This window comes from Hydrogenophaga sp., from assembly GCF_036675665.1.
Classification (GTDB): domain Bacteria; phylum Pseudomonadota; class Gammaproteobacteria; order Burkholderiales; family Burkholderiaceae_C; genus Hydrogenophaga.
On sequence record NZ_JAKFEO010000088.1, the window covers coordinates 1 to 21348 of the forward strand.

At 66.0% G+C, this 21348-nt stretch carries 18 protein-coding genes and 1 pseudogene; 4 read left to right on the top strand and 15 right to left on the bottom strand.

What is annotated here, in order from left to right:
• From V6M63_RS21115 to V6M63_RS21135, 5 genes and pseudogenes are all read right to left on the bottom strand, one after another.
• Positions 1–1374, bottom strand: a pseudogene (locus V6M63_RS21115) (hypothetical protein); the annotation flags it as partial.
• Between the two features lie 217 nt (positions 1375–1591).
• Entirely contained in the window at positions 1592–2539 is a 948-nt protein-coding gene (gene cbbX, locus V6M63_RS21120; RefSeq protein WP_332745122.1) for a CbbX protein, read from the bottom strand.
• Positions 2536–2991 (bottom strand): ribulose bisphosphate carboxylase small subunit, encoded by a 456-nt coding sequence (locus V6M63_RS21125; RefSeq protein ID WP_332745124.1) that lies wholly within the window; start codon positions 2989–2991, stop codon positions 2536–2538. The genes cbbX and V6M63_RS21125 overlap by 4 nt, the downstream gene beginning before the upstream one ends.
• Positions 2992–3002: 11 nt before the next feature.
• The gene (locus tag V6M63_RS21130; protein WP_056272636.1) at positions 3003–4466 is read right to left on the bottom strand and encodes a form I ribulose bisphosphate carboxylase large subunit; all 1464 of its coding nucleotides are present in this window, start codon (positions 4464–4466) and stop codon (positions 3003–3005) included.
• 143 nt (positions 4467–4609) lie between these two features.
• Positions 4610–5920: a hemolysin family protein gene (locus V6M63_RS21135; protein WP_332745128.1), complete on the bottom strand. Its 1311-nt coding sequence runs from the start codon at positions 5918–5920 to the stop codon at positions 4610–4612.
• Between the two features lie 9 nt (positions 5921–5929).
• Here V6M63_RS21135 and V6M63_RS21140 point away from each other — a divergent pair, with 9 nt between their 5' ends.
• Positions 5930–6769 carry a symmetrical bis(5'-nucleosyl)-tetraphosphatase gene (locus V6M63_RS21140; RefSeq protein WP_332745129.1) on the top strand — a complete coding sequence of 280 codons (840 nt, stop codon included), beginning with the start codon at positions 5930–5932 and terminating at the stop codon, positions 6767–6769.
• Positions 6770–6794: 25 nt separating this feature from the next.
• Here V6M63_RS21140 and V6M63_RS21145 read toward each other — a convergent pair whose 3' ends face one another.
• From V6M63_RS21145 to dcd, 4 genes are all read right to left on the bottom strand, one after another.
• Positions 6795–8315: a DEAD/DEAH box helicase gene (locus V6M63_RS21145; RefSeq protein ID WP_332745130.1), complete on the bottom strand. Its 1521-nt coding sequence runs from the start codon at positions 8313–8315 to the stop codon at positions 6795–6797.
• A gap of 76 nt (positions 8316–8391) precedes the next feature.
• The gene (gene ypfJ / locus V6M63_RS21150) at positions 8392–9279 is read right to left on the bottom strand and encodes a KPN_02809 family neutral zinc metallopeptidase (protein ID WP_332745132.1); all 888 of its coding nucleotides are present in this window, start codon (positions 9277–9279) and stop codon (positions 8392–8394) included.
• Positions 9280–9336: 57 nt separating this feature from the next.
• Positions 9337–10440 (bottom strand): fatty acid desaturase, encoded by a 1104-nt coding sequence (locus tag V6M63_RS21155; RefSeq protein ID WP_332745134.1) that lies wholly within the window; start codon positions 10438–10440, stop codon positions 9337–9339.
• 159 nt (positions 10441–10599) lie between these two features.
• Positions 10600–11172 (bottom strand): dCTP deaminase, encoded by a 573-nt coding sequence (gene dcd / locus V6M63_RS21160; RefSeq protein ID WP_056272648.1) that lies wholly within the window; start codon positions 11170–11172, stop codon positions 10600–10602.
• A gap of 125 nt (positions 11173–11297) precedes the next feature.
• Here dcd and V6M63_RS21165 point away from each other — a divergent pair, with 125 nt between their 5' ends.
• From V6M63_RS21165 to V6M63_RS21175, 3 genes are read left to right on the top strand one after another with little or no spacing between them, the layout of a single operon-like run.
• Complete coding sequence (locus tag V6M63_RS21165; RefSeq protein ID WP_332745137.1) at positions 11298–11900, top strand: GbsR/MarR family transcriptional regulator; 603 nt, start codon at positions 11298–11300, stop codon at positions 11898–11900.
• A 39-nt stretch (positions 11901–11939) separates the two neighbouring features.
• Complete coding sequence (locus V6M63_RS21170) at positions 11940–13307, top strand: cytochrome ubiquinol oxidase subunit I (protein WP_332745139.1); 1368 nt, start codon at positions 11940–11942, stop codon at positions 13305–13307.
• A 17-nt stretch (positions 13308–13324) separates the two neighbouring features.
• A complete protein-coding gene (locus V6M63_RS21175) occupies positions 13325–14332 on the top strand; it encodes a cytochrome d ubiquinol oxidase subunit II (protein ID WP_332745140.1) in 1008 nt (335 codons plus the stop codon).
• A 220-nt stretch (positions 14333–14552) separates the two neighbouring features.
• Here V6M63_RS21175 and guaD read toward each other — a convergent pair whose 3' ends face one another.
• The 6 genes from guaD to V6M63_RS21205 all read right to left on the bottom strand — a co-directional run bounded on the left by guaD (position 14553) and on the right by V6M63_RS21205 (position 21345).
• Positions 14553–15833: a guanine deaminase gene (gene guaD / locus V6M63_RS21180; protein ID WP_332745142.1), complete on the bottom strand. Its 1281-nt coding sequence runs from the start codon at positions 15831–15833 to the stop codon at positions 14553–14555.
• A 55-nt stretch (positions 15834–15888) separates the two neighbouring features.
• Positions 15889–16983 (bottom strand): BMP family ABC transporter substrate-binding protein, encoded by a 1095-nt coding sequence (locus V6M63_RS21185; protein ID WP_332745144.1) that lies wholly within the window; start codon positions 16981–16983, stop codon positions 15889–15891.
• Positions 16984–17055: 72 nt separating this feature from the next.
• Positions 17056–18060: an adenosine deaminase gene (locus tag V6M63_RS21190; protein ID WP_332745145.1), complete on the bottom strand. Its 1005-nt coding sequence runs from the start codon at positions 18058–18060 to the stop codon at positions 17056–17058.
• Positions 18061–18076: 16 nt separating this feature from the next.
• Positions 18077–19090, bottom strand: coding sequence for an aromatic ring-hydroxylating dioxygenase subunit alpha (locus tag V6M63_RS21195; protein WP_332745147.1), 1014 nt, complete (start codon positions 19088–19090; stop codon positions 18077–18079).
• Between the two features lie 67 nt (positions 19091–19157).
• Entirely contained in the window at positions 19158–20303 is a 1146-nt protein-coding gene (locus V6M63_RS21200) for a BMP family ABC transporter substrate-binding protein (protein WP_332745149.1), read from the bottom strand.
• Between the two features lie 121 nt (positions 20304–20424).
• Complete coding sequence (locus V6M63_RS21205; protein WP_332745152.1) at positions 20425–21345, bottom strand: ABC transporter permease; 921 nt, start codon at positions 21343–21345, stop codon at positions 20425–20427.
• Between the last annotated feature and the right edge of the window lie 3 nt (positions 21346–21348).

Sequence of the window (21348 nt, forward strand, 5' to 3'; positions counted from 1 at the left end):
CGCCAGTTGCCGGCCATCGCCCGACAGCGCCAGCGCCGAACCGAACAGGTCGCCCGCCCGGGTGCGGTGGGATTTCACATAGTCCGTCTGGCTCCAACGCCGGCCTTCGCGGGCATACAGGTACACGGCACCGGCCGACGGCGCGCTGTTGTCGGACTGGTCCCCGTTGAGCCCCGCTGCAGCGCTGGCTTCGTACGCCGCCGAGACGGCCAGCACACGGCCGTCGGCCGAGAGCGCCAGACGCTCGCCAAACGCATCGCCCACGTCGGCGTTCGACGCGCGCACACGGGCCTGTTGCGTCCATTGGCCGCCCTGTTGCACAAACACATAGGCGCTGCCGGCCGAGCGCTGCCGTGCCTCGGTGCCGTCCGGCGCGGTCGCGCCCACTGCGAGGGTGGCGCCGTCGGCAGAGAGCACCACCTGGGAGCCCAGCGGGTTCTGCCGGGTCGCTTCGGCCGACGTCACGATGGCCTGCTCGCGCCAGCCCGCCGCCTCCTGGCGAAACACATGCACGGCGCCCTGCCCCGAGGCGAGTGCACCGGCGGCCAGGGTGAGGCCATCAAAGGAGAGCGCCACGCTCGTGCCCAAGCGGCCACCGGCCTGGGCGTTGGAGGCTTCCAGGACCGCCTGTTCTGTCCAGCCCGCGGCACCGTGCTGGAACACGTACACGGCGCCGCTGTCGGCTTGCCGGGCATGCGGCTCGCCACCGTCGTGACGGTGGGCGCTCACGGCCACCGTGTCGCCCCGACCCGAGAGCGAGACGCTCACGCCGAACCAGTCGAAGCTGCCCGCCTTCGATGCCAGCAGGCGCGACTGCAACGCCCAGCCACCGTCACCGCGACCAAACACGTACACGGTGCCTTGATCACCCGCCAGGGCGGCGTCGGCGCCCGCGCCGTCGTGCGACTCGAAGGGCGCACCGACCGCGAGCCGACTGCCATCGTCGGACAAGGACAGGCTGTGGCCAAAGCCGCTGCCGGTGGTGGGCACGGTGGCCCGCAGGCGCGCCTGCTCGCGCCAGCCCTGCGGCGTGCGGCTGTAGACGTACACCGCGCCGGCTGCCGGCAGACCGTCGCCCGGGCGGCCCGCCGCTTTCAAATCGGCCCCCACCGCCAGCGTGTTGCCGTCCCGGGAAAGCGCCACGGCAGATCCGTACACGTCGCCTGCCGCGGCATCGGATGCGCTCAGGTGGGACAGATCGACACGGGTGTTCGCTGCCGGCATGAGCGTGGCGGGCAGGCCCAGACTTTCCAGGGCGGCCACGGAAAACAGCGTGGAGCGCAGGGGCGACGCCGAGTCGCTGGCACAAGCGCTCAACCAGGCGGACACCCCGAGCAGGGGCACGGACACGCAAAGTCGAAAAAGGGAGGTCATGGTGGAGGTCCTGTTGAATCGTCGATCTGCAACGATCCGGCGGTGCCTCGGGCGGTATGCCCTCACCTGCCAGTCGTTTGGTGGGGCAGATGGTCTTCAATCAGGGCCTCGGCAGACATACTCCAAAGGCGTTACAGAATGAGCTTTTCAGTCGGATCCATGAACTAGTTCTCACGCAAGCGCCCCTCCGCGCGTGACAAAGGTCCACCCCACCGCGTCAGGACTCAGCGGCGAACAGCCGGCTGGCCAGGATGTCGGCGGGCATGAGGGTGGTGAGATCGTCGCGCGTGAGTTCGCGGTCCCGATCGACGAACAGCCGGCTGGCCTGGCGCAGCCGGGCCCGGTCGAGCGCGTTGCGCACGCTGCGCGCGTTGGCGAAGTGCGGCAGCGGGATGCGGCGCTGCAGGTAGCGCTCGAACGCCTCGCGCGCACCTTCACCAAAGCGGTAGTTCATCGTGCCGAGCATGCGGTCCGCGATGTCCAGCAACTCGCCTTGGCCGTAGTCCGGGAAGTCGAGGTGGTGCGCAATGCGCGACGACAGGCCCGGGTTGGACTTGAAGAAGGTGTCCATGCGGTCCTTGTAGCCCGCGAGGATGACCACCAGATCGTCGCGCTGGTTCTCCATCACCTGCAGCAGGATCTCGATCGCCTCCTGCCCGTAGTCGCGTTCGTTCTCGGGGCGGTACAGGTAGTAGGCCTCGTCGATGAAGAGCACGCCGCCCATGGCCTTCTTCAGCACCTCCCTGGTCTTGGGCGCCGTGTGGCCGATGTACTGGCCCACGAGGTCGTCACGCGTGACGCTGACCACGTGCCCCTTTCGCACATATCCCAGGCGGTGCAGGATTTCCGCCATGCGCATGGCCACCGTGGTCTTGCCAGTGCCAGGGTTGCCGGTGAAGCTCATGTGCAGCGACGGTGTCTGTGCCTGCAGGCCCAGGTTCAGCCGCAACTTGTCGACCACCAGCAGTGCGGCGATGTCACGGATGCGTGACTTCACCGGCACGAGACCGATGAGGTCGCGGTCCAGCTCGTCCATCACCGACTCGACCTGGCTCTGTGCCAGCACCTCGTTGACGGTGCGTGCGCCGCTCTCGGCGACCCCAGGCGACGCCGACGCGACTGCGGCCGACGCCGCCCCCGGGATGTTGTAAGTCGGCGCGTTCATGGCCCGGCCGCCGACTGGCCATAGCGCTCTGCTTCGGGCGTATCGGTGGCGTAGCTGTGCACCGTGTAGCGCATCGAACGGCCCCCGACCTCTTGGCGCGACAGGGCAAAGCCCGGCTCCGTGGCGGGCCGGTTGACGATGAAGCTCATCACGATCGACTCGGTGTTGCGCGTGGAGTCGAAGGCCATCATGCGGATGTAGTGGTTGGGGAAGGTCTTGCGGCAGGCGTGCAGTTCCACCATCACGCCGGCGGCGTCCTTCAGGTCGAACATCGGATTGCCAAACATCTCCCAATAGGTGTTGCGCGGGTGCGGGTCGTCGGTGTATTCGACGCTCCAGGCGTAGCCCTTTTTCAGGCCGTACTCGATCTGCAGCGCGATCTCGGCGTCGGTCAGGTCGGGGAGAAAACTGAACTGGCCCTGCGTGAGGCGGCCGGTGGGGTTGGTCATCATGGTGATTGCTCCTAGGCGACGGCTGGGGTTACGGCGTAGTCCGACGTGTCGGTGCTGGTGTAGTTGAAGCTGATCTCGCCCCAGGTGTCGAGCGCGGCCTTCAGCGGGCTGCAGCCTTCGGCGGCCTTCCTCAGGATGCTCGGGCCTTCCTCCAGGATGTTCTTGCCTTCGTTTCGCGCCTTGACCATGCACTCCAGCGCCACTCGGTTGGCCACGGCGCCAGCCTGAATGCCTTGCGGGTGGCCGATCGTGCCGCCACCGAACTGCAGCACCACGTCGTCGCCGAACAGGTCGATCAGCTGGTGCATCTGGCCGGCGTGGATGCCGCCGGAGGCCACCGGCATCACCTTTTTCAGGTCGGCCCAGTCCTGGTCGAAGAACAGGCCGCGCTGCAGGTCCTGCTTCGTGTAGCTGTCGCGGCACACGTTGTAGTAGCCCTGCACCGTCATGGGGTCGCCTTCGAGCTTGCCCACGGCGGTGCCGGTGTGCAGGTGGTCGCAGCCAGCCAGGCGCAACCACTTGGCGATCACGCGGAAACTCACGCCGTGGTTCTTCTGCCGGGTGTAGGTGCCGTGGCCCGCACGGTGCATGTGCATCAGCATGTCGTTGGCACGGCACCATTCGGCCATCGACTGGATCGCGGTCCAGCCGATCACCAGGTCGACCATCACGATCACCGACCCCAGTTCCTTCGCAAAATCCGCACGGCGGTACATCTCCTCCATCGTGCCGGCCGTGATGTTCAGGTAGCTGCCCTTGACCTCGCCGGTGGCCGCACTCGCCTTGTTCACCGCATCCATCACGTACAGAAACCGGTCGCGCCAGTGCATGAAGGGCTGCGAGTTGATGTTCTCGTCGTCCTTCATGAAATCCAGCCCGCCCTTCAGGCCTTCGTACACCACGCGACCGTAGTTGCGGCCAGACAGGCCGAGCTTGGGTTTGGTGGTGGCACCCAACAGCGGGCGACCGAACTTGTCCAGGCGCTCGCGCTCGACCACCAATCCGGTGGGTGGGCCCTTGAAGGTCTTGACGTAGGCCACCGGCACGCGGATGTCTTCCAGACGCGCTGCCTTCAACGGCTTGAAGCTGAACACGTTACCGATCAGGCTGGCCGTCATGTTGGCAATGGAGCCTTCTTCGAACAGGATCAGGTCGTAAGCCACCCAGGCAAAGTACTCGCCTGGGCGCCCCGGCACCGGCTCGACCTTGTAGGCCTTGGCGCGGTAGCTGTCGCAGGCTGTGAGCCGATCCGTCCACACCACCGTCCAGGTCGCGGTGCTGGACTCGCCCGCCACCGCGGCCGCCGCTTCCACCGGATCCACGCCGTCCTGCGGGGTGATGCGGAACAGGCACAACGTGTCGGTGTCCTTGATGTCGTAGTCAGGCTGCCAGTAGCCCATCTGGCGGTACTTGAGCACGCCAGCGCTGTAGCGCTTTTTCGCGTCGGTGATGACGCTGCTGGTGTTGTCGGTCACGTGGTCTCCTGAGGTCTGGGTTGTCAAACACAACCCGACTGTAGGAACGACGTCGACTAAGGTAAATTAAAACCTGCTGGCGTTTCAATTAAGAAAAGATTAATCCAGACCTGGATTGCCTGGGACGGTTCCACAGCCCAGTGTCAGCCGTCGGTTGCCACCGCGGTTTCGGCTTCCGGCAAGCGCGAAATCAGCACCTGATCGATGCGCCGGCCATCGAGCACCAGCACCTCGAAACGCCAGCCCGCGCACTCCACGCTGTCGGCCTGATCGAGCAGGTCGCCCGCCACCGTCTGCATGAGGCCCGCCACCGTGTTGTAGCGGCCCTTGTCCTCGTCGGGCAGTTCGTCGATGTCCAGGCGCGACTTGAGTTCGGCCACCGGCATGGCGCCGTCGATCAACCAGGCGCCGTCTTCGCGCTGCGTGGCCCAGGCGTCCACCGCGGCGTGTGGCGAGAGTTCACCGGTGATGGCCTCCAGCATGTCCAGCGGCGTGAGCAGGCCCTGCACCACGCCGTATTCGTCCACCACGAAGACCATGCGCGTGGCGCGTTCGCGGAACTGCTCGAGCAGCTCCATGCCGGTGAGCGTTTCGGGCACGAACACCGCCGGTTGCACATGGCGCATCAGCGTCTCGTTGTTGCCCTCGGCCTGCAGCGCGAGCATGCGCGGCAGGTGAATGACGCCCACCACGTCGTCGAGCCCGCCACGGCACACCGGGTACCACGAGTGGCCGGTGGTCCAGGCACGCTGGACCGCCTCGTCGATGGTGTCCTGCGCGTCCAGCGACTCGATCTCGGAGCGCGGCACCATGATGGAGGTGAGCTGGCGGTCATCGAGCAGGAACACGTTGCGCACCATCTGGTGCTCGTGCTCCTCGATGATGCCGGCGTCCACGCCCTCTTCCAGGCTGGCATTGATCTCTTCCTCGGTCACGTGCTGCACCGCGTTGGTGTCGATGCGCAGCAGCTTCAGCATGCCCTGCGTGGTGTGCGTGAGCAGCCACACGAAGGGCTTGGCGGCTTTGGCCACGAAGGCCATGGGGCGCGAGACCCAACGCGAGACGGCTTCGGGATACAGCTGGCCGATGCGCTTGGGCACAAGTTCACCGAAGACGATGGTGATGAAGGTGATGACGACCACCACGATGGCCGTGGACAGCACGTTGGCCGTGGCCTCGGTGAGGCCTTGCAACTGCATCCACACGCCGAGATCGTCGCTGAACGCGGCCTCTCCGACGATGCCGTTGAGCATGCCGATGGAGGTGATGCCGACCTGCACCGAGGAGAGGAACTGCGTGGGGTTTTCCAGCAGCTTCAGCGCCGTGATGGAGCCCTTGTCACCGGCCTCGGCCATGGCCGCCAGCCGGGCCTTGCGGCTGGATGCCAGTGCCAGCTCGGACATGGCGAACGCACCGTTGAGCAGCGTGAGGAAAACAATGAGGAGGATGTCCATAATCGGCCGATGGCACTTTACATGATTGGGGATGTGCAGGGGTGTGACGAGCCGCTGGGCCGCCTGCTCGACGAGCTGGACTTCTCACCAAGCCGCGACACGCTGTACCTGCTGGGCGATCTGGTCAACCGCGGACCGGCTTCGCTCAAGGTGCTGCGACGTCTGATCGCACTCGACGGGTCCGCGCACAGTCTGCTGGGCAACCACGACCTCCACCTGCTGGCCGCCGCGCACGGCGTGCGCAAGCCACGCCGCGGCGACACGGTGGACGACATCCTCAGCGCACCTGACCGCGATGCCCTGCTCGACTGGCTGCGACAACGCCCGATGGCGCTGTTTGAACACGGTTGGCTCATGGTGCACGCCGGCGTGTTGCCCCAGTGGGACGTGGCCGACACGATGGCGCGCGCGCGGGAACTGCAAAGCACGCTGCGCAGCCCCGACTGGGCCGCTTTCCTCCAACAGATGTACGGCAACGAGCCAGCCTTGTGGAGCGATTCGCTCAAGGGTGCCGATCGCCTGCGGGTCGTGGTCAATGCGTTCACGCGACTGCGCTTCTGCACGGCGCAGGGTGTCATGGAGTTCGCCAGCACCGAGGGCGCTGATGATGCGCCACCGGGTTTCATGCCGTGGTTCGACGTCCCGGGCCGACGCACGGCCGGCGTGCCGGTGGCGTTCGGCCACTGGTCGACCTTGGGTGAGGTGAAACGCGAAGGCGTTCTGCCGCTGGACACGGGTTGTGTGTGGGGTGGTTGCCTGACGGCGGCGCGCATCTTGAGTGCGCCCGGCCAGGTGGAGCGCATCGCCGTGCGCTGCGAACAAGCCAGGAAGCCCGGCAAAGGGCTTTGAGCGCACGCCGCTGAAGGCGCAGCGCTCAGTCTTCCTGCACCGGCGCCGGAACCGGCTCGGCCACCACCGGTGCGGGTGCGCTCTTGAACAGCGCCGGCACTTTCTTGCGGGACTTGATGTTGGGCGACACGGTGCGCGCCGTGGGACGCGATGCGGCTTCCCACGAAGGTGGTGTGTCACCACTGGCGCTGGGTTCGTAGGGTTTGTCGAACAAGGGGTCGGCCGGGGCACGGGGTGCGCGCACGGGGCGGTTGACCGGGGCCGTGCGGGCCTCGCCACGCGATTCGCCGCGGTATTCGCGCTCGCGCGGCGGGCGACTCTCGCGGGGTTCGCGGCGCTCTTCACCCTCGGGGGTCTGCCAGGCGCGCTGGCCGTCGTTGAAGCGGCCCGCAGGACGTTTGTCCGCTTCGAGTTCGAGGGCCTCGAGTTCGAGCTTCTTGCCGAGCAGTTTTTCCAGGTCGCCCATCAGGCGCGCGTCGCGCGCGCTCACGAACGACACCGCCAGGCCTGAAGCACCGGCACGGCCCGTGCGGCCGATGCGGTGCACATAGTCTTCGGCGTTGAACGGGATGTCGAAGTTGAACACCGCCGGCACATCCTTGATATCCAGACCACGCGCGGCCACGTCGGTGCAGACCAGCAGATCCACCGCGCCACTCTTGAAGGCTTCCAGGGCTTTCAAGCGCTCGTCCTGGCTCTTGTCGCCATGCAGGGCGGTGGTGTTCAGGCCCTCGCGTTCCAGCGAGCGCGCCAGACGCGCGCAGCCCAGCTTGCTGTTGACGAACACGAAGGCCTGCTTGAGGCCGCGCTCGGCCAGGATCTTCTTGAGCACGCTGCGCTTGTCGTCGTCGTCGACGCTGTAGAAGTGCTGCTCCACGGTGGAAGCGGTGGCATTGGAACGCGCCACTTCGATCGTCACCGGGTCCTGCAGGTAGCTGCCGGCCAGGCGCTTGATCTCGGTGGAGAAAGTGGCCGAAAACAGCAGCGTGGTGCGCTGCTTGGGCAGGTAGGAGAGGATGCGCTGGAGGTCGGGCAGGAAACCGATGTCGAGCATGCGGTCGGCTTCGTCGAGCACCACGTATTCAACCTGGTTGAGCACGCAGTTCTTGGCTTCGATGTGGTCCAGCAGGCGGCCCGGTGTGGCCACCAGCACCTCCACGCCCTTTTTCAGTTCGGCCGTCTGCGGCTTCATGTCCATGCCGCCGAACACCACCATGCTGCGCAACTGGGTGTACTTGGCATACAGCTTGACCTGCTCGGCCACCTGGTCGGCCAGTTCGCGCGTGGGCAGCAGCACCAGGGCGCGAACGGGGTGGCGGGCGGGCGAGGTGGAGGCGTTCTCGTGCTTCATCATGCGCTGCAGCAGGGGCAGCGTGAAGGCTGCTGTCTTGCCGGTGCCGGTCTGGGCGGCGCCCATCACGTCACGGCCTTGCAGCACCACGGGAATCGCCTGGGCCTGGATCGGCGTCATGGTCTCGTAGCCCATTTCGGCCACGGCACGCTCGATGGCGGGAGAGAGAGACAGTTCGGAAAAAGATTGGGTCATGGGCGTCAAAGTTAGCCCGTCATTGTCGCACTTTGACGACTTTTCGTCCAAAAGCGCCGCTCCCGCGCGGAGACGCTCAGAGCGCAGCCGCTTTGAAGGTGTCGCAGGCTTGTACGCTTCCGGTCTTCAATCCGCTGTTGAACCAGCGCTGGCGCTGCTCGCTCGTTCCGTGGGTGAAGCTGTCGGGCACGATTTGCCCCTGGCTTTTGCGCTGCAGGGCATCGTCGCCGATGGCGGCGGCCGCGTTCATGGCCTCTTCCACGTCACCGGGCTCCAGGATGGCGCCGGTCTTCTGGTTGTGGTGTGCCCAGATGCCGGCAAAGCAGTCGGCCTGCAACTCCACCCGCACCGACATGGCGTTGAACTCGCGCTGGCCCACCTTGCCGCGCATCTCGTCCATCTTGCCGGTGATGCCCAGCAGGTTCTGCACATGGTGACCCACTTCGTGCGCGATCACGTAGGCCTGCGCGAAGTCGCCCGGGGCACCGAGCTGGGTGCGCAGCGTGTCGTAGAAGCTGAGGTCGATGTAGACCTTCTGGTCGCCCGGGCAATAGAACGGGCCCATGGCCGACTGGCCGGTGCCGCAGGCCGTGGGCGTGGCGCCGCGAAACAGCACCAGGCGCGGTTTCTGGTAGGTCGATCCGGCCTGCTGGAACATGGGGCCCCACACGTCTTCGGTGCCGCCCAGCACAGAAGCCACGAAGCGGCCCATGTCGTCGGTGGGTGCCTGGGTCGGGCCCTGGGTGGTCTCCACCTGGGCGGACGGCGACATGTCACCGCCACTGAGCGCCCCCAGGATGGTCAGGGGATTGATGCCGAAGATCCAGCCGGCCACCAGAGCCACGGCGATGGTGCCCACGCCGATGCCGCGCCCGCCGATACCCCGGCCACCCCCGAAGCCACCGCCCGGTTGCGAGCGCCGGTCCTCGACCTGATCGGACTCGCGGTTGTTTTCCCATTTCATGCTGCGCCTCCTGGGCAGCGGGAGTCGCTGCGCGGCCCATTATCCGGCCGCCACACCTCAGGCGGTGGCCGTCTGGCAGGCGCTGGTCGGGTGACCCTGGAAGTCGGTCCAGCAGCGGCGATCGAAGTCGTAGAGCTTGCAGCGGCGCGCGGTGTCGAAGTACCAGCGCCACGAGAAACGCTGCACCGTGATGCGCCCGGGCAAGGTGTCTTCCAGCAGTTGCTGCGCGCCTTCCAGTTTGTAGAGCGGAATGCTCATGTCCACATGGTGCGCGGTGTGCTCCATGATGTGGTGCAGCAATGCGCCGATGCGCCAGGGAAAGGTGAGGTGCACCGTGGTCGACACGAATGGCGCGGCGCGCGCCCAGGCGGCCTTGTCGTCGTGCCACTGCACGGCGGTGTGGGTGTGGTGCACATAGACCACGAAACCGATCATGGCGTTCCAGAACAGGAAGGGCACGCCGAAACCCAGGCCCACGAGCAAAGCGACCGACTGCTCGGTCGCCAGGGCGGAGGCCACCAGTGCGCCGATCCACACGGCGGCGGTGGCCACCACGATCAGGCCATCCCACACGAACTCGGGGCGACGCGTGCCGAGGTAGGTCTTGCGCGGAAAGAACATGCGCTTCCACCACATCTCCACCAGGTAGTAGGCCGCCGGGCCCCAGCCGCTGCGGTAGAGGCACTCCAGGGCGCGCCGACCAGGGCTCAGGGTCTCGAACTCGGCGCGGGTCAGCGGCGCCCAGACGAAATCCACGCCCTTGAGGTTGGTGTAGCCGTGGTGCACCACGTTGTGCCCCACCTCCCACAGGCTGTAGGGCGTGAGCGAGGGCAGCATGGCGATGCGGCCGAGCACCCGGTTGAGCCCGCGGTGCGGCGTGTAGCTCTGGTGGCAGGCGTCGTGACCGATGATGAACAGCCGCCCGATCATGAAGCCCGCCGCCAGGCCACACAGCAGCTTGGCCCACCACGCCGACAGCACCACGGTGGCCACCATCAGTGCGGCAAAGATCAACCAGTCCAGCGCCAGCAAGACGATGGCGCGCGCGGTGCGGCGTTCGACGATGGGCGTGAGCCAGCTGCGGATCACCTTGCGGTGCGGCAGGGGCTGACTGGCGGGGATGGGCTCGGGGGAAGCGAGGAAGACAGGATTGCTGGACATGGCGACCGATGCTATCGGCCAAAGCCCCACAAGGCCTTGATACAAGTCAAGCCACCGGCGGTGGAACGACAGTCCAGAACACCGCGGAACCGGCTCTGCCGGGCCGCTGGTGTTGCCCCCTGAGGGGGTCGCGCGAAGCGCGGCGGGGGGAGCTCTTGCCTAAGCCTTGGGCAACGTCACCCCGGTCTGCCCTTGGTACTTGCCGCCACGGTCCTTGTAGCTGACCTCGCAGACATCGTCCTTGTCGCTCTCGAAGAACAACACCTGGGCGCAGCCTTCGCCCGCGTAGATCTTGGCCGGCAGTGGCGTGGTGTTGCTGAACTCCAGCGTCACGTAGCCTTCCCACTCGGGCTCGAAGGGCGTGACGTTGACGATGATGCCGCAGCGCGCGTAGGTGCTCTTGCCCAGGCAGATGGTGAGCACATTGCGCGGGATGCGGAAGTACTCCATGGTGCGCGCCAGCGCGAAGCTGTTGGGCGGGATGACGCAGACATCCTTGTTGATGTCGACGAAGCTGTTCTCGTCGAAATTCTTCGGGTCGACCACCGTGCTGTGGATGTTGGTGAACACCTTGAATTCGGGTGCGCAGCGGATGTCGTAACCGTAGCTGCTGGTGCCGTAGCTGATCACCTTCTTGCCATCCACCGCCCGCACCTGGCCGGGCTCGAAGGGTGAAATCAGGCCGTGTTCTTCGGCCATGCGGCGGATCCATTTGTCGCTTTTGATGCTCATGGAGCGCGATTGTAGGGATTCAGGCCCTGCCCCCCGCCAGACAGGTCCTACGCAGTAACCCCGCGAACTTCCCGGAATTTCAGTAATTACTGAAAACTCAGGCCGACAACGCTACAGTGACGCCCATGCCCTTGCAAGATCACCTCCCGCCCCTCAACCGCGAATTCGTTGCCCACTTCGGGGAAATGGGCAGCAAGTGGGGCATCAACCGCACCGTGGGCCAGATCTACGCCCTGCTCTTCATCTCGCCGCAGGCGCTCAACGCCGACGACATCGCCGAGACGCTGGAGTTCTCGCGGTCCAACGTGAGCATGGGCTTGAAAGAACTGCAGGCCTGGCGCCTGGTGCGCCTGCGCCACCAGCCGGGCGACCGGCGCGAATACTTCGAAGCCCCGGCCGACGTGTGGGAGATCTTCCGTGTGCTGGCCGAAGAGCGCCGCCGCCGCGAAGTGGAGCCCACGTTGTCGATGCTGCGCACCGCCCTGCTGGAGCAACCCGGCAGCGACGCCGAGCGCCACGCCCAGGCCCGCATGCGCGAGATGCACGACCTGATCGACCGCCTCATGACCTGGTTCGACGACGTGCAGAAGCTCGCGCCCGAGACCGCGATGCAGCTCATGGGCATGGGCACCACGGTCACCAGGGTGCTTGAGTTCAAGGATCGCCTGACGGGCAAGTCGCCCACGCGCAAGGCGGCTCCAAAAGATCCGCTCGACCACGCGGCCTGACCACCTGAGCCTTCCGATCCACCCGAACCGGACATCTCCATGGACGCCTTGATCCTGTCGCGATTGCAGTTCGCCGCCAACATCAGCTTTCACATCCTGTTCCCGACGATCACGATCGCGCTGGGCTGGTTCCTGCTGTACTTCCGGATACAGCATATCCGCACGCAGGACCCGGCGTGGGAAGAGGCGTACTACTTCTGGACCAAGGTGTTCGCGCTGTCGTTCGCGCTCGGCGTGGTCTCGGGCCTGGTCATGAGTTTCCAGTTCGGCACGAACTGGCCGGGCTTCATGGAAAAGACCGGGGACATCTCCGGGCCCTTGCTCGGCTACGAGGTGATCACCGCGTTCTTTCTCGAGGCGAGCTTCCTCGGCATCATGCTCTTCGGGCGGGGCCGGGTGAGCGCGCGCGTGCACCTGATCGCCACGTTCCTGGTCGCGTTCGGCACCACCCTCTCGGCGTTCTGGATCCTGAGCTTGAACTCGTGGATGCAGACGCCCGCGGGCTTCGAAATCGTCGATGGCAGGTTCATCCCGGTCGACTGGCTGGCCGTGGTCTTCAACCCCTCCTTCCCTTACCGCCTCGCGCACAAGTTGCTCGCTTCCACGCTCACCGCTTCGTTTCTCATTGCGGGCCTGTGCGCCTGGCAGCTCATCAAGGGCAGCGCCACCGGAGGCACGCACAAGGCCTTGCGCACGGCCGTGATGGCGGCTGCGGTCGCGATCCCGCTGCAATTCGTCGCGGGCGACCTGCACGGTCTGAACACACTGGAACATCAACCCGCCAAGATCGCCGCACTGGAAGGCATCTGGCACACCGAGAAGAGCGCGCCACTGACGCTGTTCGGCATTCCGGACGAGGCGGCGGGCGTCACGCACTACGCCGTGAAGATCCCGAAGATGGCCAGCCTGATCCTCGCGCACGACATGGACGCCGAACTCAAGGGCCTCAATGAATTCCCCGGCGCGCATCCGCCGGTGGCACCGATCTTCTGGGCCTTCCGCGTGATGGTCGGCGTGGGCACGCTGATGCTGATGGTGGCCTGGGCATCGGCCTGGCTGCTGTGGCGCAGGCGCCGCGAAACCGCACCGGACGAGGTGGCGTTGCCGCGAGCCGCGCTCTACGTGCTGGCCGCCATGACCTTCTCGGGGTGGCTGGCCACGCTCTCGGGTTGGTACGTCACCGAGATCGGTCGCCAGCCCTTCATCGTGTATGGCCATCTGCGCACAGCCGAGGTGGCCACCAGCCTGCCCTCCCCCATGATCGCGACCACCCTGACCGCCTACCTGATCGTGTATGGCCTGCTGCTCGTCACCTACGTGGGGGTGCTGAAGTACATGGCCGAACACCCGTTCAAGCATGCCCCCGAAGCCCCCCGCGGCGCCGAGCTCGGCAAGGCCGGCGTCTGAACGAGCGAGAACACACCATGAACACGACCTGGGCCGAAGTGCTCCCTCTCATCTTTCTCGCCGTGATGGGCCTGGCCCTGCTGGCCTATGTGGTCCTTGACGGCTACGACCTCGGCGTGGGCCTGCTGTTGCCGCTGGCGACCAGCAAGGAACAAAAGGACACCATGATCTCGAGCATCGGGCCGTTCTGGGACGCCAACGAGACCTGGCTGGTGCTGGGCGTGGGGGTGCTGCTCGTGGCGTTTCCATTTGCGCACGGTCTGGTGCTGCAGGCGCTGTACCTGCCGGTGGCGGTGATGCTGATCGGCCTGATCCTGCGCGGCGTGGCGTTCGACTTTCGCGTCAAGGCACCGACGCGCTACCTGCCGTTCTGGAATCGCGCCTTCTTCATCGGCTCGCTGCTGGCGAGCACCTCGCAGGGCTGGATGCTGGGCAGCTACATCACGGGTTTCGACAGTGGCTGGCTGGGCCTGACGTTCAGCCTGGGCATTGCCATCACCCTGCCCGCGGCCTACATCCTGCTCGGCGCGGGCTGGCTGATCATGAAGACCGAAGGCGAGCTGCAGGAACACGCGGTGGGCTGGGCAAGGCGCGTTTTGTGGCCCATGGGCGTTGCGCTGGTGGCGATTTCCTTGGCCACGCCACTGGTGAACGCTGGCGTGGTGGCCAAGTGGTTCAGCGTGCCCGAGGTGTTTGCCCTGATGCCGATTCCACTGAGCTGCGCGATCGCCTTCTTCGCGGTGCGCTGGGTGGTGACACATCCGGATGTGGTGAAGGCGGGCCACGGCTGGGTGGTGTTCGCGTCCACCGTGCTGATCTTCGTGCTGGCCTTCTTCGGTCTGGCCTACAGCATCTTCCCCGACATCGTCATCGGCCGCATGACGGTCTGGGAAGCGGCCATCTCCACCGGTTCGCTCACCGTGATCTTTGTGGGCGTGGCGATCACGTTGCCGATGATCATCGTCTACACGGTCTACATGTACCGGGTGTTCTGGGGGAAAGCGCGAGCGCTTACGTATACCTGAACACCCCCCTGCGCCAAGGGAGCCAGGAACACCCCCCTGCGCCGCTCACGCGGCTTCCCCCCTCTCTTGCGCGCCTTCGGCGCTTGGAGGGGGAACGGCATCTTGGGCCGGCGGAGCCGGACCCTTGATGCCTCTGGCATGGAGAGCTCCTTGGCGTGGTGCGGGTTTTGCTCCCTCGCCCCTCTGGGGAGAGGGCTGGGGTGAGGGGCTGCTGTTTGGCTTACTGGCCGGCGATCACGGTCCGCTCAATCACCCTGTCGTCACCCAACACGATGAGCGCGAACAGCAGTTCGTCCAGGCTGCTGGCCTGCGTGGTCTTGCGCGCGAGCAATGGCGTGGCTTTGGGGTCGAGCACCACGAAGTCGGCCTCGTTGCCGGGTTGCAGATTGCCCACCACGCCGTCCAGCCCCAGCGCACGCGCAGCACCCGCCGTGTGCTGCCACCAGAGCTGGCCGGGCGTGAGGCTCAGGCCCTGCTTGCTCTGGCCTTCACGGCCCACGCAATAGGCGGCGAGCATGGTGTGGAAGGGCGAAAAACTGGTGCCACCACCCACGTCGCTCGCCAGGCCATAACCCATGCCCGCGGCATCGGCCGCGGCAAAGTCGAAAAAGCCGCTGCCCAGAAACAGGTTGCTGGTGGGGCTCACCGCCGCCGCCGCACCGGTCTGCGCCATGAGCGCGCGGTCGGCAGCGTCGAGGTGGATGCAGTGCGCATACACCGCGCGCTGGCGCAGCAGACCGAAATCACCGTACACGCCCAGGTAGCTGCGCGCCTGGGGAAACAGCTCGGCCGCCCAGCGCACTTCGTCCACGTTTTCCGCCACGTGCGACTGGATCCACACGTCGGGGTACTTCGCGGCCAGGCTGCCCGCACCCCGCAACTGCGCCGGCGTGCTGGTGGGTGCGAAGCGCGGCGTGATGGCATAGCCCAGCCGGTCCACGCCGTGCCAGCGCTGGATCAACTCCTCGGTGTCGATCAGGCTCTGTTCGGTGTCGTCGCGAACGCCATCGGGGCTGTGGCGGTCCTGCAGCACCTTGCCGGTGATGAAACGCAGGCCACGGCGCTGCGCTTCTTCAAACGCCGCGTTCACAGAAGCCGGATGCGAGGTGGCAAAGGTCAGCGCAGTGGTCACGCCATGGCGACCCAGTTCATCGAAGAAGAAGCTGGCCATCTCCCCCGCGTGATCAGCGTCCTTGAACCGCGACTCGTGCGGAAAGGTGTAGTTCTCCAGCCAGGGCAGCAGACCCGCTGCCGGCGCACCGATCACATCCGTCTGCGGGTAGTGGATGTGCATGTCCACAAAACCCGGCGCGATGATCTTGCCGCGCAGGTCTTCCACCACCACGCCGGGAAAGTTGCCGATCAACGCGGCGTGGTCACCCACGGCACGCACGACCGATTGACCTATTGCGTCCGGCCCCACGACCAGCAGGCCATCGGCCTCGAACACGGGGGACTGGTCATCGGCAAAACGCAGGACGGACGCTCGGTAGGCTTTCATGGGGACGAGCTTAGTGCCATGAAGAGCGGTCGACATACCGAAAGGGAGATGGAGGTCATCGATCCAGCTTGGCCAGCACGCCCTCCGCCAGCCACTTCATGCCCAGGATCTCGGGGTCGGTGAGCGATTGGCCGGCGGCAATCGCCACGCGGCCTTCGTTGTCACGCACACCGCTGGCGCTGGCGAACACCTGCAGCCGGCCAGCCGCCATGTCGGCCTGGCGCGCCAGCACCTCGTTGCGCACGGCAGCCGGCACCTTGCTGCCGAAACCGTCGACGCGGATCATGCCGTCCTTCACACCACCCCACACGCTGCCGCTCTGCCAGGTGCCGTCGAGCACGGCCTGCACGCGGCGCGTGTAGTAGTCGCCCCACAGGTGGGTCACGGCCACGATCTGCGCGTCAGGGCCGAACTGGCGCATGTCGGAGTGGTAGGCCACGGCCAGCTTGCCGCGCTCTTGCGCGGCGGTCATCACCGCGGTGGAGCCGGTGTGAAACGCCAGCACCTCGGCGCCCTGGTTCATGAGGGTCATGGCCGCGTCGCGCTCGCGCGGCGGGTTGAACCACTCACCCAGGAACACCACGCGCACCGTGGCCTTGGGGTTGACCGAGCGCATGCCCAGCGTGAAGGCATTGATGCCCTGGATCACCTCAGGGATGGGAAAGCCCGCCACATAACCGGCCTGCGTGGCCAGGCGCCCGGCGGCCACACCGGCCAGGTAGCGGCCTTCGTAGTAGCGCGCGTTCGCCGTGGCCACGTTGGGCGCGGTCTTGTAGCCGGTGATGGACTCGAACTTCACATCGGGAAACTCGCGCGCCACCTTGAGCGTGGGCTCCATGTAGCCAAAGCTCGGCGTGAAGATGATGCGGTGGCCCTGCTGCGCCAGGTCGCGGATCACGCGCTCGGCGTCCGCCCCTTCAGGCACGTTCTCGACAAAGCGCGTCTCCACGCGGTTGCCCAGCGCGGCCTGCACCGCCAGGCGCCCCTGCTCGTGCTGGCGCACCCAGCCCGCGGGGGTGAGTGGCGCGACATAGACGAACGCGGCCTTCAGCGGCGCGGGCGCCGGGGCTTGTGCGTGGGTGGAAAAGGGAATGGAAAAACTGGCAGCCGCCAGTGCGCAGGCGCACCGGGCCACGAGGTTTTTGTACATGGTGGTCCTCTACATGGCTTCCGTGAATGAAAACGCGAGCCGGGGAAGCACCGGGCTCGCGAGGGGAAGATTTTAGGCTATCGCGTTGTCCAGCAAGGCCATCAGCTCAGCACGGCGAACATCGCTCACGAAGCTGGCCTCGAAGCTGTTGCGTGCCAGCGTGATCACGTCGTCCCGGGACAGGTCGAGGGCCTGCACCGTCTGCACGAAGTTGGCGTTCATGTAGCCGCCAAAGTAGGCCGGATCGTCGCTGTTGACGGTGGCGCACAGGCCGGCGTCGAGCAGGCGCTTCATCGGGTGGTCCTTCAGGTCGTTGACCACGCAGAGCTTGAGGTTGGACAACGGGCACACGGTGAGCGGCATGCGGCGCCTGGCCAGCTCGGCCACGAGAGCGGAATCTTCGAGCGAACGCACGCCGTGGTCGATGCGCTCGGTCTTCAGATCGTTGAGCGCTTCCCAGATGTAGGCCGGCGGACCCTCTTCGCCCGCGTGCGCGACGATGCGCAGCCCGAGTTCGCGGCAACGCGCGAACACGCGCGAGAACTTCGCTGGCGGGTGGCCGACCTCGCTCGAGTCCAGGCCCACGCCGATGAAGTGCTCGCGGTAGGGCAGCGCGGCTTCGAGCGTGGCAAACGCCTCTTCTTCACTGAGGTGGCGCAGGAAACACAGGATCAATGAGGCGCTGATGCCGAGCTCGGCCTGCGCGCGATCGCAGGCGCTGGACAGGCCCTGGATCACGGTGGCCATGGGCACGCCGCGCGCGGTGTGGGTCTGCGGGTCGAAGAAGAGTTCGGCGTGCACCACGTTGTCCGCCTTGGCATGCAAGAAGTAGGCCCAGGCCATGTCGTGGAAATCAGCCTCGTGCAGCAGCACGCTGGCACCCGCGTAGTAGATGTCCAGAAAACTCTGCAGGTTGGTGAAGGCGTAGGCCTCGCGCAACGCCTCCACGCTCGCATAGGGCAGGCTCAGGCCGTTGCGCTGCGCGAGCGCGAAGATCAGTTCGGGCTCCAGCGAGCCCTCGATGTGGATGTGCAGCTCGGCCTTGGGGATGGCGGCGGCGAGTTGGGCAGCGGTCATGGTCATATCAATGCTTTCAACAGGTACCCAGGGATATCTCGAGGCGTTTCAGATAGCGGCGGTAGGCGCTCGACACGCGGTCGGCAGGCCCGTGCACTTCGGTGATGGGCTGGGTGCGGCCGATGGGCAGGGTGCGCGGCGTCTGCGATTCCACCACCGGGCGGTCTTGCGCAAACACCGTGTCCTGGAATTCGACCAGTTCCTGGTCGCTCGACGTGTCGCCCTGGGTGGCCATCACGAACCAGGCGGTGCATGACGCGTCGCTGTTCGGGCGGATGAAGAGTGCGATCGCGTTGCTCACCGGGTCGCCCGCGCTGGCGTCCTTGCGCAGGATGGCGGCGAACGGGTGTGGAACGTCGTAGCGGTAGTCGATCCACGCGCCCTCGTCGGCCCCGGCGTAGGCGCGGGGTTGCCAGGCACGTGCGCCAGCCACCACCAGCGACTCATCGCCCTCCTCGACGCGGCCGATCTCCACCTGCGCGTGGCTGCGTTCGCCCAACCAGCCTTCGTGCACGAAACCAAAATGGCTGAGATCCAGGAAATTTTCCACCAGGCGCGGCGCGCTGGTGTTGAGTTCGTAGGGGCCGCAGACGACGCGTCGCCACGCGGGGTCTTCACCAACGGCGAACACGGGCGGTTCATCGAGCGCGCCGCGCGAGGGCAGCGGCGCCTGAAGCCGCACCCACACCAGTCCGAACCGCTCGCACGCCTCGAACACCGTGGCCGCGTGGCCGGCGGGCGGCGTGAAATCGGGCGCTGCCGGGATGAGCTGGCACTGGCCGCTGTGGCCGAACTGCCAGCCGTGGTACGGGCACTCCAGGCGGGCGCCATGCACGCCGATCAACACGCGACCCAGCGAGAGCCGCGCGCCGCGGTGCGGGCATTGGTCGGCCCAGGCGTGCACCCGGTCTCCATCGTGCGTGTGCTCGCGCCACAACACCAGCGGCTGTCCGAGCAGCCCGCAGGCCACAGGCGCTTCACGCACCTGATTGGAGGCGATCACCGGATGCCAGAGTTGCTGTTCGATCATGAGGGTCTCATTCAAGCAGGAAAGCCGCCCGGAGGCGGCTTTCCTTCGCGGAGCGCGTCGCGCAGGATCAGTTCGGAACCTTGCCTTCGACGCCCTTGACGTAAAACTTCACGCCACCGAGAAACTTGTCGTCGGCGACCACGTCCTTGGCCAGCACTTCCTTGCCGTCCTGATCCACGATCGGTCCTTTCCAGATGGAGAAGCTGCCGTCCTTCAAGCCCGCGCGGATGGTGTCGACCTTGGCCTTGACTTCAGCAGGCACGTCCTCGGCCACCGAGACCATGTCGATCGCACCCTCTTTCACGCCCCACCACACGCCACCGGTGGACCAGGTGCCTTCCAGTGCGTCCTTGGTGGCCTTGATGTAGTAAGGCGCCCAGTTGATGACGGCCGAACCCAGGTGGGCCTTGGGGCCGTAGGCGGTCATGTCGGAATCCCAGCCGAAGGCGCGCTTGCCCAGCTTCTCGGCAGTCTGCAGCACGGCAGACGAATCGGTGTTCTGGAACAGAACATCGGCGCCACCGTTGATCAGCGAGGTCGCGGCTTCGGTTTCCTTCGGTGGATCGAACCAGCCGTTGACCCAGACCACGTTGGTCGTGACCTTGGGGTTCACCGACTGCGCGCCCAGGGTGAAGCTGTTGATGTTGCGGATCACTTCAGGGATTGGAATCGACGCCACGATGCCGAGCTTGTTGCTCTTGGTCATGCCGCCCGCGATCACGCCGGCCATGTACGCGCCTTCGTAGGTGCGGCTGTCGTAGGTGCGCAGGTTCTCGGCGGTCTTGTAGCCGGTGGCGTGCTCGAACTTCACGTCCTTGAAGTCGGGCGCCACCTTGAGCATGGGCTCCATGTAGCCGAAGGTGGTGCCGAAGATCAGCTTGTTGCCCTGGCCGGCCAGATCGCGGATCACGCGCTCGGCGTCGGCGCTCTCGGGCACGTTTTCCACGAAGCTGGTGACGACCTTGTCACCGAACTCTTTTTCAACCGCCTTGCGGCCGTTGTCATGCGCAAACGTCCAGCCGCCGTCACCCACCGGTCCGACGTAGGCAAACGCGATCTTCAGCGGCTCTGCCTTGGGCGCTTCGGCCACGGCGGGGGCTGGCGCCGGTGCGGGTGCGACTTCTTCCTTCTTGCCGCAGCCAATCAGCACGGCGCTGGTCAGCGCGCTCAGTGCGGCGACCTTCATCAGGGAACGTTTGCTCAGATCTGTCATGGATGAACCTCAGGGTTGGGAGGGTGGTGGAACGGAAACGGAAACAAGAATGGACAGCCGGTTCAGCCGAACCCCGTAGGGTATCTGCACAGGCGGACTTTTCAAGAAAATTCGTTGCAAATTATGCGCCCGGGTAGAACGGTTTCCCGATGGAAGTCGGCATGTTGATGCGGATCCAGGTCGGGTTGCGGGAGATCAGCACCAGCACCACGATGGTGGCCAGGTACGGCATCATGGTCAGGAACTGACTAGGCACATTCACGCCGATGCCCTGCAGGTGGAACTGCAGCATGGTCACGCCGCCAAACAGGTACGCCCCCAGCAACACGCGCGAAGGCCGCCAGGTGGCAAACGTGGTGAGTGCCAACGCGATCCAGCCCTTGCCGGCGATCATGCCCTCGACCCACAGCGGCGTGTACACGGTGGACACATAGGCACCGGCCAGGCCACACAGCGCGCCGCCAGCCATCACCGCCATCAGGCGGATGCGGCGCACCGGGTAGCCCAGTGCATGGGCCGACTCGGGGCTTTCGCCCACGCTGCGCAACACCAGGCCAGAGCGCGTGCGGTAGAGGAACCAGATGAGCGCGAACACCAGTGCCACGCAGGCATAGACCATGGGGTGGTGGCGGAACAGCGCCGAGCCCAGCAGCGGGATGTCGGACAGGAAGGGAATCGCGAACTGGCTTTGTTCGGGCAGTTTTTCCTGCACGTAGCGTGAGCCGGCAAAGGCCGAGAAGCCGGCACCGAACAGGCTGAGCGCCAGACCCGTGGCGTACTGGTTGGTGTTGAGCCAGATCACCAGGCCGCCGAAGATGGCCGCCAACAGGGCGCCAGCGGCCATGCCGGCGGCAAAGCCCAGCGCCGTGCTGCCGGTGTGCACCACGGTGGCAAAGCCGGCCAGCGCGGCGCACAGCATCATGCCTTCGGCGCCCAGGTTGACGATGCCGGCCTTCTCGTTGATCAACAGGCCCAGGGAAGCGATGGCCAGCACGGTGCCGGCGTTGAGCGAGGCGGCGATCAGCAGTGCGATGGATTCCATGGC